This is a genomic window from Pseudomonas sp. HP_14 (assembly GCF_055283875.1).
On the sequence record NZ_JBTOQI010000041.1, the window covers coordinates 18326 to 33861 of the forward strand.

Annotated in this window: 12 protein-coding genes; 4 read left to right on the plus strand and 8 right to left on the minus strand. The window is 57.4% G+C overall.

Features of this window, described 5'->3' with window-relative positions:
• Positions 1-97 precede the first annotated feature (97 nt).
• Complete coding sequence (locus ACYASS_RS19265) at positions 98-1297, plus strand: MFS transporter (protein WP_463587289.1); 1200 nt, start codon at positions 98-100, stop codon at positions 1295-1297.
• Positions 1298-1456: 159 nt separating this feature from the next.
• Here the strand turns inward: ACYASS_RS19265 and ACYASS_RS19270 are convergent, their stop codons facing one another.
• The 3 genes from ACYASS_RS19270 to ACYASS_RS19280 form a co-directional block, all read right to left on the minus strand.
• Positions 1457-2326, minus strand: coding sequence for an AraC family transcriptional regulator (locus ACYASS_RS19270; protein ID WP_463587290.1), 870 nt, complete (start codon positions 2324-2326; stop codon positions 1457-1459).
• A 131-nt stretch (positions 2327-2457) separates the two neighbouring features.
• A complete protein-coding gene (locus ACYASS_RS19275) occupies positions 2458-3450 on the minus strand; it encodes an MBL fold metallo-hydrolase (RefSeq protein WP_463587291.1) in 993 nt (330 codons plus the stop codon).
• A 128-nt stretch (positions 3451-3578) separates the two neighbouring features.
• A complete protein-coding gene (locus ACYASS_RS19280; RefSeq protein WP_463587292.1) occupies positions 3579-4484 on the minus strand; it encodes a LysR family transcriptional regulator in 906 nt (301 codons plus the stop codon).
• A gap of 117 nt (positions 4485-4601) precedes the next feature.
• Between ACYASS_RS19280 and ACYASS_RS19285 the strand changes: the two genes are divergently transcribed.
• On the plus strand, positions 4602-6032 hold the full coding sequence (locus ACYASS_RS19285) for a mechanosensitive ion channel domain-containing protein (protein ID WP_463587293.1): 1431 nt from the start codon (positions 4602-4604) through the stop codon (positions 6030-6032).
• A 312-nt stretch (positions 6033-6344) separates the two neighbouring features.
• Here the strand turns inward: ACYASS_RS19285 and ACYASS_RS19290 are convergent, their stop codons facing one another.
• Positions 6345-7385, minus strand: a complete 1041-nt coding sequence (locus ACYASS_RS19290; RefSeq protein ID WP_463587294.1) for a histone deacetylase family protein — start codon at positions 7383-7385, stop codon at positions 6345-6347.
• A gap of 31 nt (positions 7386-7416) precedes the next feature.
• A complete protein-coding gene (locus ACYASS_RS19295) occupies positions 7417-8742 on the minus strand; it encodes an MFS transporter (RefSeq protein WP_463587295.1) in 1326 nt (441 codons plus the stop codon).
• A 159-nt stretch (positions 8743-8901) separates the two neighbouring features.
• Between ACYASS_RS19295 and ACYASS_RS19300 the strand changes: the two genes are divergently transcribed.
• Entirely contained in the window at positions 8902-9843 is a 942-nt protein-coding gene (locus ACYASS_RS19300) for a LysR family transcriptional regulator (protein ID WP_243247380.1), read from the plus strand.
• A gap of 63 nt (positions 9844-9906) precedes the next feature.
• Here ACYASS_RS19300 and ACYASS_RS19305 read toward each other — a convergent pair whose 3' ends face one another.
• A complete protein-coding gene (locus ACYASS_RS19305) occupies positions 9907-10236 on the minus strand; it encodes a DUF2790 domain-containing protein (protein ID WP_463587296.1) in 330 nt (109 codons plus the stop codon).
• 253 nt (positions 10237-10489) lie between these two features.
• Here ACYASS_RS19305 and ACYASS_RS19310 point away from each other — a divergent pair, with 253 nt between their 5' ends.
• Entirely contained in the window at positions 10490-10699 is a 210-nt protein-coding gene (locus ACYASS_RS19310; RefSeq protein ID WP_463587297.1) for a hypothetical protein, read from the plus strand.
• A gap of 316 nt (positions 10700-11015) precedes the next feature.
• Here the strand turns inward: ACYASS_RS19310 and ACYASS_RS19315 are convergent, their stop codons facing one another.
• Both ACYASS_RS19315 and ACYASS_RS19320 read right to left on the minus strand, forming a co-directional pair.
• Complete coding sequence (locus tag ACYASS_RS19315; protein WP_463587298.1) at positions 11016-14159, minus strand: CusA/CzcA family heavy metal efflux RND transporter; 3144 nt, start codon at positions 14157-14159, stop codon at positions 11016-11018.
• A 24-nt stretch (positions 14160-14183) separates the two neighbouring features.
• Complete coding sequence (locus ACYASS_RS19320; protein WP_463587299.1) at positions 14184-15518, minus strand: efflux RND transporter periplasmic adaptor subunit; 1335 nt, start codon at positions 15516-15518, stop codon at positions 14184-14186.
• Between the last annotated feature and the right edge of the window lie 18 nt (positions 15519-15536).

A 15536-nucleotide genomic window follows, 5' to 3' on the forward strand; every position in this document is an offset into this window, starting at 1 on the left:
TGCTCAGCCCACGGCTCGCTTAGAGTTGCAGCCATACCAAGCCGTTAGCCTGTCGCTACGGACTGACCCCATCCAGACAGAACATGAGCCAACCCGTATGAATCCCTCAGCTGCTTCATCCGTTCAAACGCCTCAGCACACCCTGACTCGCGGCCTCGTGCTGCTCTTCGCTTTTTGCTGCGGCGCCATTGTGGCGAACATTTACTATGCCCAGCCCATCGTCGAGCTGATTGCCCCCGACGTGGGTCTGTCAGCACACAGCGCCAGCCTCATCGTATCGCTGACCCAGATCGGCTACGCCCTTGGCCTGCTTTTTCTGGTACCTCTGGCTGACCTGCTGGAAAACCGAAAGCTGATGATCGGCACCGCAGTCGTGGCGACTGCCAGCCTCTTGGCCGCAGCCTTCAGCGAACACGCCAACGGGTTTCTGATGATTTCCCTGTTGATCGGCTTCAGTTCGGTATCCGTGCAAATGCTGGTGCCGCTAGCGGCGCATCTGGCCCCCGAAGAGACCCGCGGGCAAGTGGTCGGCAATATCATGGGCGGTCTGCTACTGGGCATCCTGCTGGCGCGACCGCTGTCCAGCCTGATCGCCGACCATTTCGGCTGGCGCGCAGTGTTCATGACCGCTTCGGTGGTCATGCTGGCGATCATTATCGTGCTGGCCCTGACCATTCCCAAACGTACCCCGGATCACAAAGCCTCTTACGGGCAACTATTGGGTTCGTTGCTGACCTTGCTGCGCACGCACTCGGTGTTGCGTCACCGGGCGCTGTACCAGGGTCTGCTGTTTGCCGCGTTCAGCCTGTTCTGGACAGCCGTACCGATTGAGCTGTCGAGGCAGTTCGGCCTTTCGCAAACCCAGATCGCCCTGTTTGCACTCGTGGGTGCCATTGGTGCCATTGCAGCCCCTGTAGCCGGGCGTCTGGCCGATGCCGGTCACACCGGACGTGCATCCTTGATCGCCATGAGCCTTGCACCCGTCGCTTTTTTGATTGGGCTGAGCCAGCCGGGTTACAGCGTGATTGGCCTGGCGATTACCGGGGTATTACTCGATTTCGCGGTGCAAATGAACATGGTACTGGGGCAACGCGCCGTCTACGCCCTTGACCCGGCGAGCCGTGGTCGTTTGAACGCCCTGTACATGACCAGCATCTTCGTCGGCGGTGCTATCGGCTCTGCCCTGGCGAGCAGCCTGTACGAACAGAACGGCTGGCATGGCGTTGTACTACTGGGTGCAGGCTTGCCGTTGATTGCGCTGGTTGTGTTTGTGGTGGCTGGCCGCCGTAAGGATTGATGTCCGGGGAATACCCTCTCCTGTTGGAGCGAGGCTTGCCCGCGAAGCACGATGACGCAGCCTTCCAGACCCGCCGCGTCGTCTGGTTCGCGGGCAAGCCTCGCTCCAGCAGTAACTGCGACCTCATGCATGGAGCATCACTTGCCTGCTCATCCCCCTTCAAACCAACACAATCAGCGAACCACGTTGATGACTGCGCCACACACTCGGAGTGACTCCCACCAGGCGAGTAAATACGCGGGTCAGGTGCGGTTGGTCCGAGAAACCACACGCCTGAGCAATGTTGACCAGGGACAGCACAGGCTTCGCCATCAACAACTCTTTGGCCTTCTCTACGCGCATCTGCAACAACCAGGTGTGCGGTGCCACGCCGGTGGCCTGTTTGAAGGCTCGGGAAAAGTGGCTGCGACTCAACGAGCACTCCCGCGCAATTCGCTCGACAGACAGATCGCTGCCCAGGTTGCTGGCAATCATCTCCTTGGCCAGACGCTCCTGAAGCGGCGTCAGCGTGGTGGTGAATTTGCCAGCAGTCGAGGCAATACGTCCATATCGAGTGATGGAGTGCGCGCACATTGCCAACAGTATGTGATCGATGAACAACTGGTTGGCAGCAGCAGGGTCGCGCAGCGCAGGCAGCATCGCCTGAGCCAGGTGATACAGCACCGGGTCCTGACCGCCCTGTTCATAGCGAAAGCCACTGATTAACCGGCCACCATTTTCACGCTGATAATCATCAAAGGTCTGCCGCGCAATGTTGAAGCGCAGATTGTCATAAGACGCACGGTGCTGGCAGCGCAGTTCATCCCCCATGAACGGCAAAGACACGCTGCCCTGACTGTACCCACCGGCATAACTCAGACGCCGGCCTCGCCATAGCCGATGCTCGGCAAAATCCTCAAGCTGGACGATGATCGAGAAAGCATCAAGACAGGGAATGTCGATGATTTTCTCGGGATCCGGGCGCGCATCCACCACCCGCGTGGCGGAGAACTTTTCGCTATGCAAATAGGCAATCGCAGGGGCGCTCAAAATGACTCCTTCGGCTCATGGCGGATGGACTGGGTCACCCTACCCTATTGGCAAAGCAAAAAAAATCCGGAACCAACTCGAGGCTTTAACATCTCGGGCAGGTTCCGGACGCAGCAGCTAACGCGGGATGTTTATTTCAGCAACGGCACCTTGGCAGCGCGCTGATAAGGCCCGTATTCCACCGGCACCCATTCGAAATGTTTGTCCACTGCAATGATGTGACCGATACCCGGGAACGGCAGGTGTGCAGCCGCGGCCCAGATTTTCTGCTTGGCCACCATGCTGAACACCTGATCGCGGCTGGCAATCGCCTGCTTGGCATTCACATCAAAGCTGATCGAGACTTCCGGGTGATCAAACTGCACGGCGAGGTCATGGACAAGGTCGCCCATGAACACGATGCTTTGGCCTTGCGAGCTGAACAGGTAAGTGGTGCTGCCCGGTGTGTGACCTGGTTCCAGCGCGGTTTTAACTTCAGGCACTGGCGAATCACCCGGTGTGAAGGTCTTGAAACGACCCGACACGAGGTACGGCGCGATGGATTCCTGAGGGATTCTGAAAAACTCCCGCGCCTTCTCGGGTGCCCGGCTTATCGCCGTCGGGTCCAGCCAGTAATCAGCTTCAGGCTTGGCGGCGTACACCGTGGCATTGGCGAAGATCGGCTTCTTCTGGACATCCACCAACCCGCAGACATGATCAAGATGCAGGTGCGTCAGCAAAACAGTGTCTACCTGCTCGGGGCTGTACCCCGATGCCTTGATATTTGCCGAAAGAAAACCGGCAGTCTCGCCGATGCAGGCACCCGCTCCAGTGTCGACGAGGATCAGGTGTTTGCCCGTATTGATCAGGAAAGCATTGAACGCAGTTTGCACGCCCGGCGTCTCGATTGCCCGGCGCGCCAGCAACGCGCGGATCTGGCCGGGACTCAGGCCCTTGAGCAAATCGGGGGACAAATCGTTGTAGCCGTCGAACAGCGCGGTGACTTCGTAATCGCCGACCGCCAGACGCTGATAGCCCGGTACCTGGGTTTTCTGCTGGGGCGGAACCTCGGCACTGGCAATACCGGAAAACAGCACCAGACCCAGACTAAGGCCGCGCAACATCGGTGAAATGGACAGGGGCATGGGCGTTCCTCAAGACAAGTATCCTTGTGTAGAAGCTGCGCTAAATGCGAGAAAGCATACGGCAGCCCCTACCTGTAGCCCGAATGATGACGGGCATGATTTGTCTTGAATTGCACCCTTGTGCTTGTTCAGTCAGGCGACACCAGCGATGGACACTGAGCCAGCGTTTCCTTGAGGAATTCGATCAGCGCCTGCACCGGCCGCGCGCCCTGACGATGCTGCGGGTACACCGCAGACAAAGCCAGCGGCGGCGTGCGGAACTCATTGAGAACGCGGACCAGATGCCCGGACTTCAACGCCGAGCCAACGATGAACAACGGCAGATAAGTGATACCCAGCCCACCAATCGCAGCATCGCGCAGCAGTTCGCCGTTATTGGCGCGCATGCGCCCGCAAAGGCTGACCGTCAGCGGTTTACCGTTACGTTCGAAGCGCCACTGCACCTGGCGGCTGTGGCCGTAAGGCAGGCAATCGTGGTCCTTGAGCTCTTCCGGTTCGGCAGGCGCACCCCTTCGTTCCAGATAGTCAGGACTGCAACAGAACACCCGCTCGATCGTGGCAATGTGGCGGGCAATCAGCGTTGAGTCCTCCAGTACCCCGATGCGTAGCGCGAGATCGTAGCCTTCCCCCAGCAAGTCCACGGAGCGATCACTCAGGTCCACTTCCACCGACACCTCGGGGTAGCGCTGCAAGAATACCGGCAGTAGCGGCCCCAAATGCTCAATGGCAAACGACAGCGGCGCAGTCAGGCGAATGGTGCCTCGCGGCTGAGTGTTCTGTCCGGCTATGCTCTGCTCCGCCTGCTCAAGATCAGCGACCAGACGTAATGCCGATTCGTAATACGCCTGCCCCAGCGGGGTGACGTCCAGCCGACGGGTCGAACGGTTGAGCAAGCGCACGCCAAGCCGCTCTTCGAGCTGCATCAGGCGGCGACTGATGAATTGTTTGGACAGCCCCAGTTGCTCCGCAGCCGCCGTAAAACTGCCGGACTCCATCACCTGGGTAAAAATACGCATATCTTCGAACGGGTTCATTGTCGCTCACCGGTTGACAGTCAGACGCTTTCTACCAGCTTTATCAGTTTGATGCACCCGCTTAATCTGCGCTCACTGCATTTACCTCGCCGTCCTTTCTTTCCACAGGATCAGACCATGCCCGCATTTATTCAAAGCTACCCGTTGATCTGCAGCATGCTGCTGGTCCTGCTTGATCTGGCCAGCTGGAATCTGGTGCCTTATCAATACCGTCTGCAGCGGGTTGCGGTTCGACTTGCGTTGTTTCTGGTGTACAGCGTGGTGATTATCAGCGCAGGCCTGAGCCCTCTGGACAGCGCTCCGTGGGAGGACGACAGCGCCCGCCATCTGGCCGCCACCGCACTGGAAATCGTCTGGTGGATTCTTGCGGCCCGGACGCTGACCGAAATCATCGGCGTTCTGCTGATGCGCCGTATTGGCCATAGCGGTCGTTTGCTGCAGGAAGTGATTGGCGCGGTGATCTTCCTGATCGCCATTGTTGCTGCGGCGGGTTACGTGATGCAGTTGCCCGTCAAAGGTCTGCTGGCGACGTCCGGGGCGATGGCAATCGTGGTCGGTCTGGCGCTGCAAAGCACTCTCAGCGACGTGTTCTCTGGGATCATCCTCAACACCACCAAGCCCTATCAGGTTGATGATTCGATCAGCATCGACGGGGTTGAAGGCAAGGTCGTTGATATCGACTGGCGTGCCACTCACCTACTGACCGGCACAGGCAGCACAGCAGTGATCCCGAACTCGGTCGCCGCCAAAGCCAAAATCGTCAACCTAAGCCGACCCAAAGACATGTTTGGCGTATCGATCAATATCATGGTCTCGCCACACATTCGCCCTCGTCGCGTGCTGGATGCGCTGGACCGTGCGCTGCAAGGCAGCAGCGCGTTGCTGCCCTTCCCCAAGGCACGTGCCGTGGTCAAGGAGGCTAGCCCAACGACCATCGAATACACCGTCACCGGGTTCATCAAGGACCTGGACAAGAAAAGTGAAGTGCGCAATCTGTTGTTCGATCTTGCCTATCGTCACCTCGAAGCGGCCGGCATTGCCTGGCAATCGGATGTGCTCGCCGAACCGGTGTCGCGCGCTCGTACGTTGCTGGACGAAGTGAAAGTGTTCCGCGCCCTGAACACTGAAGAGAAAAACCATCTGGCACAAAGCATGGTTGCCAGGGAGTACGCTGCGGGTCAGGTGATCATCGAGGCAGATGAAGTAACAGACAGCCTGCTGGTGATTGCCACTGGCGTGGCCTCTGCCGAGGTGTCCGACGGTAATAACTTTATCGAAGCCGGACGCATGGGCCCGAGTGAAGTCATGGGTGAACAGAGCATTCTTAATGACACCCCGTCCGAAGCCCGCTTTACCGCCCTGACCTCGTGTGTGGTGTACCGCATTGACAAGACCACAGCCCGGGAAACCATGGAACTGGAAGGCCAGATCAAAAACGCCCTGAAAAAACTCCAGGCCGTGCGCCAGCACAGTAGTCAGTCACTGCTGACAGAGAAACCGGCGGCCATCAAGAAAGGCAGTTTCCTGGGGTGGTTGCAGAAGCGGTGAAGTATCCATCGCCCTGCGCACTCTGTAGGAGCTGCCGAAGGCTGCGAAGCAATTCCCTGACACACCGCTTCGCAGCCTCCGGCCGCTCTCATCAAACATAAGATCACTATCTGAATTGAAACGCGTCCCTGTAGGAGTGACCGGGGTGGCGCTCCACCTTGCTCGCGATGGCATCAAGTCTGGCGATAAATCCTTCGACCGAGAAACCGAATCGCGAGCAAGCTCACTCCTACAGAGGCTGTGTTTGCCGCGCGACAGCGCTGTGGTGTGGGCACTGGGGCGACTTCTACAGAAACCGTATCAACCTGATCCTCAGGCCTTGCGCACAGCATCCTTCCAGACCTGCGCCCCGTCAAAAAACGCATGGGCGTTGCTGACCAGCGTTTCCAGGTGGTAACCGCCTTCCTGTACGATCACGCATGGCAGGCCCAGGCTGCGAATCCGCTCACCGAGTTTCGCGAAACCTTCACGCGTCACAGCCACCTGGCTTTGCGGGTCCAGTTCATAGATATCGAACCCCAAAGACAGCACCAGCACCTGCGCATCAAAGGATGTGACGGCGGCCAGTGACTGTTCGAGCTTGTCCATGAACACCGATTCGGGCGAACCATGGGGCATGGGGAAGTTCACGTTATAGCCGACTCCAGCGCCCGCGCCCTGCTCGTCTTCGAAACCAGCCACGCCCGGGTAGAAGTTCTCTGGATCACCATGAATGGACACATACAGCACATCGTCGCGCTCGTAGAAAATCTCTTGAATGCCCTGACCGTGATGCATGTCGGTGTCCAGCACCGCGACCCGCTCAAAACCGTCCCTCAGGACCTGCGCCGCGACCGCCGCACTGTTGACGTAGCAAAAACCACCTGCGGCTTCAGCCCGGGCGTGATGCCCTGGTGGGCGGCACAGCGCATAGGCTGCTGGCTCACCGTCGAGCACTGCCTTGGCAGCAGCGACAGCGCTCTGGGCTGACCAATAAGCCGAACGCCAGGTACTTTCCCCGACCGGGCAACTGCCGTCCGCCAGATAACGCGCAGCCTTGGCGAGTATGCCGCGCAACGCATTAGGCTCACGGACGAAAATGTTCGACATCACCTCGTCGCCCCAATCTTCGGGCATCTGCTTCCAGTCGGCGTGAGCGTCTTTGAGGAAGGTCAGGTAAGCAGCGCTGTGCACCGCCAGCAAAGGATCCAGACCGAAATCGTCAGGCTGGCGGATATCAAACGCCAGCCCCTCGACGGCCTGCAAAAGATTCTGAGCCCGCTGCGGGACCTCCTGAGGCGTACGCATTTGCCCACGGGAGTAATAGCTTTTCGGGAAGTGCAGCAGTTGTTCCGGGTGAAAAAAGCTGAGCATGGGATGTTCCTCATTCAATAGGTCGAGCCGGTCAGGCTTCGCGCGCTGTTTCCAGTGAGAATGCCGTAGCGTGTCGCTTGGCCAGCGCCAATACACAGATCAGCGAAGTGCCTGCGATAAGGCTGTAGAACACCGCCATTGGCCACCATTGGCCGGGGTAGGAATGAGCCAGCCATGTGCCGATCAACGGCGTCAGACCACCGGCCAATGCACCGCACACCTGGTAGGCCAGGGAAATCGCGGTGTAACGAACGCGGGTTTCGAACATGCCGCTGACGTACCCGGCGATCACCGCGTAGAACGACGCCATGCACACCACCGCCAGCGCAATGCCGAGAATGATCAACGGCGCCTGCCCACTGCTGACCAGGATGAACATGGGATACGGCGAGGCCATTGCCAGAATCGTCACCCCACACAGAAAACGCGTCGCACCGATTTTTTCCGCAACCCATGCCGCCACCGGCTGGATGCAGAACTGGATGATTGCGACAACGAACAGACACTCCAGAATCAGCGAACGCGGCAAGCCCAACTGCTGCGTGCTGTAGGCAATCATGAAGGTATTGGTGAAGTAGACGCCGGCAATACCCAGCGTGTTGGCGCCGATGCACAACAGTAAAGGACGCCATGAAGTTTTCAGTACCTCAAACACAGGTGCCTGCGCTTTGCGTCCGGACTTGGCGACCTCCAGCCGTGCCTGCTCTTTATCGTTGAGGAATTCAGGCGATTCATTAACACCCAACCGAATCGCCAGGCCAACAATCAGCAAGGCCGCGCTGGCCAGAAAAGGCAGACGCCAGCCCCAGCTCATCAAGTCTTCTTCGGGTAGACGAGTCACGGCACTGAATGCCAGCAACGAAAGAATCAGGCCTGCGGGGCTGCCCAGTTGCGCAAACGAAGCGAAGAAGTTACGACGGCCTTTGGGCGCATGTTCGCCCGCCATCAATACCGCGCCGCCCCACTCCCCGCCAACGGCGATGCCTTGCACCACACGCAGCAGGATCAGCAACACCGGAGCCGCTGCACCGATTTGCGCATACGTCGGCAGCAAACCGATACAGACCGTCACGACGCCCATCATCACCAGCGTGATGACCAGCGACTTCTTGCGACCGATACGGTCGCCAATGTGACCGAAGACAATGCCGCCCAACGGTCGGGCGAAGAAGCCCACGGCGAATGTCCCGAAGGCCGCCATGGTGCTGAATAGTTTGTCTTCAGACGGAAAAAAGAGCTGGCCGAATACCAGAGCGGCAGCGGTGGCATAGATATAAAAGTCGTACCACTCGATCATCGTACCGATGAATGCGGCGGCGGCAGCCCGGCGTGGCTGCGCAGAAGCAGGAGGCTTCATGAATCAACTCCATTGGTTAGTATTTTTGGCAGGAGAAAGGGGGTATTTCAGAGGCGCTCTGTCGGCGACTATGGACGGATTTTTTGCTCGGGAGGCATAATCAGTCAAATTTCTATTTGTTATTCGAACTATAAGCCGAAGTTATTATTGAGGCCGCTCGTGACAGACTCCTCCCGCGATATCCCTTCATTGCTCAACGACCGGCTTGACTGGAACCTGCTGCGTACCTTTCGGGTTATTGGCCAGGAACTGAGCATCAGCCGCGCCGCTGCCAGAATGCACCTGACCCAACCGGCGGTGAGCCAGGCCCTCAAGCGGCTGGAAGAACAACTCGGTTGCCAGCTCATTGCGCGCCGTGGCCCGCGTTTCGATCTGACCGAAGCCGGGGTGAAAATCTTCGCGTTAGCGGGTGAGATCTACGGCCAGGTTTCTCAGGTGAGCAATACCCTGCAAATGCCCGGCGATGAAGTGATCGGCAAGGTCCGTCTACTGATGATCAGCCGCATCGTTTCAAGCAACTTCGACAACTTCCTGACCGAGTTCCACCGAGAACATCCCCGTGTAGACCTCGAAGTTGACGTGATGCGCAGCTCTGACATCGTCAGTGCCTTGCTGGAGAGGACCGCCACCGTAGGCTTGAGCCTCAATCGACGCCCACAGCCGCGGCTGGAGCAACGCCTGTTTCAGCGCCAACGTTATGTATTTTTCTGCGGCCGGAATCATCCTCTGTATGGTCGCACCGACCTGAGTCAGAGCGATTTGCAGTCAGAAAACTTCGTCAGTTTCACCAGCGATCAAATCGGCGGAATGCTTTCGCCCCTGACCATTTTTCGTGATCAACAGGGGTTCAGCGGCAGAATTGTGGCGTCCTCTTCGAGCCTCGAAGAAATTCGCCGATTGGTGATCGCGGGGATTGGCCTGGGATGCCTGCCTGAGCATGTCGTGGCAGATGATGTGGAGCAGGGATTATTGTGGCGAGTACCGCCACTGGAAGGTGTTGCGGATGTCGACATTCACCTGCTGTGGAACCGTGAACAACGCATGAGCCGGGCCGAAACGGTGTTTATCGAAGGGTTGGCAGCGCGGCTGGAAAATACGTGAAGCTTTTCATTTCATGATTAACGCAGCCGCGCCTGGTGACAGATTTTGAATCAACCTCTTCCATCAGTTTTTGTTTCTGCACTCATTCAGCGCTTGATATTTAACTGTATTCAACGTGCCCGCGGAGTCCTCGTACGTCATCAATTGCGGATTAACGCCGCACGCAGTAGAAGCTGAAGACACACGGACGACTTTTTCAATATCCAGTTTCATACCATATTGATACTTGATAATACCTGGCGGCGTCTGCTTCTTCTCGGCGGCATAATTTTTAACAAATTCCTGATGCGCCTTGATAATCTTTGCCGCCATCGGATCGTGCCCGCTGGAAGCATAGGATGTCATAGGAGCAAGCAGAGCAAGGCTGAGCAACAACGATTTAGCGATTTGCATTTTTTTCGTCTCGGTTTATGGGGTGATTACAAACTAACCGTAGACCGCTAACAACGACGTTGCACGCAGATGACGTTTTAGAAATCTTTCAATAAATGACATCACCGCACTAACACCAATAATTACAACATTGTAATTATTCACTCACCACGCTGTTAGCTTCGACACTTACAATGGGCGCTAACACTGAGGCGCGTGACGCAGATTGCTCCAACGCCCCTCAGTGACCGCCCTTACACAAACGGTAACGACTATGAATATCATCAGATCAATCTCCTTCACAGTGATCGCCTTATCCTCTACCGTAGCACTGGCTCACGACGGAAGTGAACGCGCCAGTCCAGCGGCCGAAAAAATCAAGATCGCCCAGGAGTTGCAATTTAACGATCAATTAAATAGCGAGGCGTCGCGACTTGTAAATGCCGAGAAGCAGACCCCAACTAATGAGCCTGAAAAAGGTTAAGGATCAACTTGGGTTCCACTCTATTCACCTTTAGCAGCTGACAAGCTCCTTTGGTCAAGGTGAATCTTTAGCGCCCTTCGGGGCGTTTTTTTGTTTCTGATAGACACATAATCATGACTCCCTCTATCAACACAACAGACACGGTGCCTGTAGGAGTGAGCTTGCTCGCGATAGTAATCTGTCCGTAAAGAAAGTATCGCTAGAAGAAATGTCATCGTGAGCAAGCTCACTCCTACAGGGGCCGCGGGCTACACTTGACACATAAAAAAACCCGCAACAGTCACCTGTCGCGGGCTACTCATTTACAACACTAATACTATGTCTGTTCTTCTTCCCGACGGTACGCCCATTGATACAGCGCAGGCAGAACCAATAAGGTCAGCGCGGTCGATGACAGTATTCCGCCAATCACCACAGTCGCCAGCGGACGCTGAACTTCAGCCCCAGTACCGGTCGCCAGCGCCATAGGAATGAAACCCAGAGACGCCACCAATGCGGTCATCAGCACCGGTCGCAAGCGTGTCAAAGCACCTTCGTTAATCGCGTCCCCCAGTGAACGTCCTTCCTCGCGCAGATTGCGGATGAACGAGATCATCACCAGACCGTTCAGCACTGCCACACCCGACAACGCGATAAAGCCAACCCCCGCCGAGATGGACAACGGAATGTCCCTCAGCCAGAGCGCCATGACGCCGCCGGTCAAAGCGAACGGAATACCGGTGAAAACCAGCAAGCCGTCCTTCAGGTTGTTGAACATCATGAACAACAATGCCAGCACCATCAGCAACGCTACCGGCACGACGATCTGCAGACGCTTGGCAGCGGATTGCAATTGTTCGAACTGGCCGCCCCAATTGGTCCAGTAGCCTGCCGGAATCTGAACGTTGCGCTGAATAGTCTCTCCCGCTTCCTCGACAAAAGAACCGAGGTCACGGCCTCGGACGTTGGCACTGACAATGACCAGACGTTTACCGTTTTCCCGGCTGATCTGGTTAGGACCCAGCACCAGGTCCAGGTTTGCTACCTGAGACAGTGAAATAAAGCTGATCTGCTGATTAACGCTGCTTGCCGTCGCGGGCACCGGGATGAGCAGACTGGACAGCCCGGCCACGTCCGTTCGCAACGTTTCCGACAGTCGCACGACCATGTCAAAGCGCCGATCACCCTCATAGAGAGTGCCCGCCTGCCGCCCGCCTACCGCGATGGCAATAGCGTCCTGAACATCGCCCACATTGAGGCCATAACGCGCGGCCTTGTCGCGATCAATATTGATCGTCAGTACCGGCAGGCCGGTGGTTTGTTCGACCTTGACCTCGGACGAGCCTGGTACCTTCTGCAACGTCGCAGCGATTTTCGCGGCAGTCTGATTCAACACCGCCATATCATCGCCGAACACCTTTACGGCGACGTCACTGCGCACACCCGACACCAGCTCGTTGAAGCGCAACTGAATTGGCTGTGACAGCTCATAGTTACTGCCCGGCACTGTCGCGGCGGCCTGTTGTAATTCGGCAATCAGTGTCTCGCGAGACTTGCCGGGGTCTGGCCATTCACTCTGCGGCTTGAGCATGACATAGCTGTCGGAGATGTTCGGCGGCATAGGATCAGCAGCGATCTCTGCCGTGCCCGTTCGGGCAAACACCCGCTCGACTTCCGGCATTTTCTCGACGATGGCTTTCTCAAGGCGCTGCTGCATGTCCACCGATTGAGTCAGGCTGGTGCCGGGCACCCGAAGCGCTTGCAAGGCAAAGTCGCCCTCACTCAAGCTCGGGATGAACTCGCTGCCCATACGGCTCGCGGTAAAGCCGGACAGGACAATCAACACAACGGCGAAGGAGAATGCTATCGACCGGTGGCTCAGTACCCATTTCAGAACAGGGGCGTAGCGCAGACGCGCTGTGCGCATCACCACACCCTCCTCTTCCTTGACCTTGCCGGTGACAAACATGGCAATGGCCGCTGGTACGAAGGTCACCGACAGGATCATGGCGCCCAATAGCGCGATCACCACGGTGAAGGCCATCGGGTGGAACATTTTGCCCTCGACACCCGTCAAGGCGAAGATCGGCAAGTACACGACCATGATGATCAACTGACCAAAAATCAGCGGGCGACGCGCTTCTTTGGCCGCTGCAAACACCTCATGAAAGCGCTCCGAGCGGGTCAACATCCGTCCGTATTTCTGCTGTGCGTGAGCGAGCCTGCGGATGGCGTTTTCGACGATCACCACAGCGCCGTCGACGATGATGCCAAAGTCCAGCGCACCGAGACTCATCAGGTTGGCGCTGACTTTGTTGGTAAACATACCCGTAAACGTGAACAGCATGGCCAGCGGAATAACCATCGCGGTGATCAGCGCGGCACGGATATTACCGAGGAACAAAAACAGAATCGCGATGACCAGAATCGCCCCTTCGATCAGGTTTTTCTTCACCGTGGCGATGGCTTTTTCAACCAGGTTGGTGCGGTCGTACACCGTGATTGCTTCAACGCCTTCAGGCAGCGAACGGTTGATATCAGCCAGCTTGGCGGCCACCGCCTGCGAGACCGTGCGGCTGTTTTCGCCGATCAGCATGAACACGGTACCGAGAACCACTTCACGACCATTTTCGGTCGCAGCGCCGGAGCGCAGTTCCTGACCGATATCCACATCGGCCACGCTGCTGACCCGGATCGGCGTGCCCTGAACATTGGCGATGACGATGTTGGCGATGTCCTGCACCGTGCCCAACTGGCCCGGCGCTCGAATCAGTAACTGCTCGCCGCCGCGTTCTATGTAGCCCGCGCCGATATTGGCGTTGTTGCGTTCAAGGGCGGCCACCAGGTCATTCAAGGTCAGCTTGTACGCTGCCAGTTTTTTCGGATCGGGCGCGATCTGATACTGCTTGGCAAAACCACCAATGGTGTTGATCTCGGCGACGCCCGGCACGTTGCGCAGCTGCGGTTTGATGATCCAGTCCTGAATCACCCGCAAATCGGTCGGCGTGTAAGGCGTACCGTCTTCTTTCAGAGCGCCCTCTTTGGCCTCCACCGTCCAGAGGAAAATCTCACCAAGCCCGGTGGAGATCGGTCCCATCACCGCATCGACGCCCTCAGGCAACTGATCCTTGGCGATTTGCAGGCGCTCGCCGACCAACTGGCGAGCGAAGAACAGATCAGTGCCGTCTTCAAAAATCACAGTGACCTGTGACAGTCCCGAGCGCGACAGAGAGCGGGTTTGCTGTAAACCTGGCAGGCCCGCCATGCTCGTCTCGATCGAGAACGTCACGCGTTGTTCTGTCTCCAGCGGTGAAAAACCGGGAGCCGAGGTATTGATTTGCACCTGTACGTTGGTGATGTCGGGCACAGCATCGATGGGCAGTTTCTGGTAGCTGGCAATGCCGAGCCCTGCCATGAGCAACACGGCAAGCATCACCACGATGCGTTGCTCGATTGCGAATTGGATCAACCGTTCAAACATGACGTTGTACTCTTGCGAGGCAGATCAATGGGAGTGCTCAGCGGAGCCTTTACCCAGCTCGGACTTGAGAATGAAACTGCCAGCGGCGGCCACTTGGGTGCCCGCCGTCAAGCCTTGAGTGATTTCCACATAACCACCGTCGCGCCTGCCGACTTTCACCGGGCGCAGTTCAAAGCCTTCAGCGTTGCGCACGAACACCGAGGTCTGGTCTTCAACGGACTGAATGGCAGACTCAGGCAGGCTCACCGCTGCGTTGGCCTTATCGGCGGTCACATCAATCGAGACAAACAGGCCAGGACGCCAGGCACCTTCAGGGTTGGCTAAAACCACACGCACGGCAGCCGCGCGGGTTTGTTCGCCCAGCAGGTTTCCCACATAACTGATGCGGCCTTCGACCTGAGCATCGAGGTCAGGCGCACCGACCGTGACCGCTCGGCCCACAACGACTTTGTTCAGGTCTTTGGGCGCCACGCCAAACGTCGCCCAGACCCGCGATAAGTCGGAGAGTGTGAAAGCTGAAGTGGTGTCGTTAACCACCTCGCCTATCGCCAGATGTTTCTCGACGACCACCGAGTCAAACGGAGCAATCAGTTCGTATCGATTGACCGCTGAAGATTTCAGACTGGCGCCGATAGCACTCAGCTTCTGCCGTCCGTTGGCGTAACTGATATCTGCTTCCTGATAAGCCTGACGCGCCAACAGATAATCCTGCTCAGCAGAAATTTTGTCTTCCCAGAGCTTTTTTTCGCGCTGCATGGTCAGGCGGGCGAGTTCAAGACGGCGCTGCGCCGCATTCAGTTCACTGCGTTGATCGGAGATTTGCTGACTGGCGATCACGGCCAGCACCTGGCCTTTTTTCACCGACTGGCCGAGGTCGACCTTGACCTCTTCCACGACTCCACCTACCCGGGGTACGACGTGCGTGGTGCGGTCTTCGTCAAAGCGAATTTCGCCGGGGAATGTCACAGAAGTGCTCATCGACCGAGGTGCCGCGACGGCCAGTTCTATGCCCGCTGACTTGATCTGTTCTGCGCTGAGTTCGAGCTTGCCTTCTTCTTCGTGAGAGTCACCGGAAGCTTCGGCACCGTGACCTTTTTCGCCGTGCTCTTCGTCGCTGTGTTTTTCCTCGCCGTGTTCTTCGTCAGCGTGGCCCTTCTCATCAGCCTTGCCGTCGCTATGGCTGTCATTCTCGGCGTGTCCCTTCTCGTCAGCATGCCCGTCTTCTTGCGCATGGTCGTGCTTTGCGTCCTTGGCCGCCTCAGCTGCAACGGGAAGCCCCTGATTGCCCAGCGTCAGGCTGCCCAGACCAATGATTGCGACCACCGCCAGGGCAATGGTTATGCTTCGTTTGTTATCCATGGATGCTCCCGGCGATCA

What these genes read in the sequence shown, in the direction of transcription:
- ACYASS_RS19265 (WP_463587289.1), top strand. Translation starts at nt 98, where the DNA reads ATGAATCCCTCAGCTGCTTCATCCGTTCAAACGCCTCAGCACACCCTG.
- ACYASS_RS19275 (WP_463587291.1), bottom strand. Translation starts at nt 3,450, where the DNA reads ATGCCCCTGTCCATTTCACCGATGTTGCGCGGCCTTAGTCTGGGTCTG.
- ACYASS_RS19280 (WP_463587292.1), bottom strand. Translation starts at nt 4,484, where the DNA reads ATGAACCCGTTCGAAGATATGCGTATTTTTACCCAGGTGATGGAGTCC.
- ACYASS_RS19285 (WP_463587293.1), top strand. Translation starts at nt 4,602, where the DNA reads ATGCCCGCATTTATTCAAAGCTACCCGTTGATCTGCAGCATGCTGCTG.
- ACYASS_RS19290 (WP_463587294.1), bottom strand. Translation starts at nt 7,385, where the DNA reads ATGCTCAGCTTTTTTCACCCGGAACAACTGCTGCACTTCCCGAAAAGC.
- ACYASS_RS19295 (WP_463587295.1), bottom strand. Translation starts at nt 8,742, where the DNA reads ATGAAGCCTCCTGCTTCTGCGCAGCCACGCCGGGCTGCCGCCGCCGCA.
- ACYASS_RS19305 (WP_463587296.1), bottom strand. Translation starts at nt 10,236, where the DNA reads ATGCAAATCGCTAAATCGTTGTTGCTCAGCCTTGCTCTGCTTGCTCCT.
- ACYASS_RS19310 (WP_463587297.1), top strand. Translation starts at nt 10,490, where the DNA reads ATGAATATCATCAGATCAATCTCCTTCACAGTGATCGCCTTATCCTCT.
- ACYASS_RS19315 (WP_463587298.1), bottom strand. Translation starts at nt 14,159, where the DNA reads ATGTTTGAACGGTTGATCCAATTCGCAATCGAGCAACGCATCGTGGTG.
- ACYASS_RS19320 (WP_463587299.1), bottom strand. Translation starts at nt 15,518, where the DNA reads ATGGATAACAAACGAAGCATAACCATTGCCCTGGCGGTGGTCGCAATC.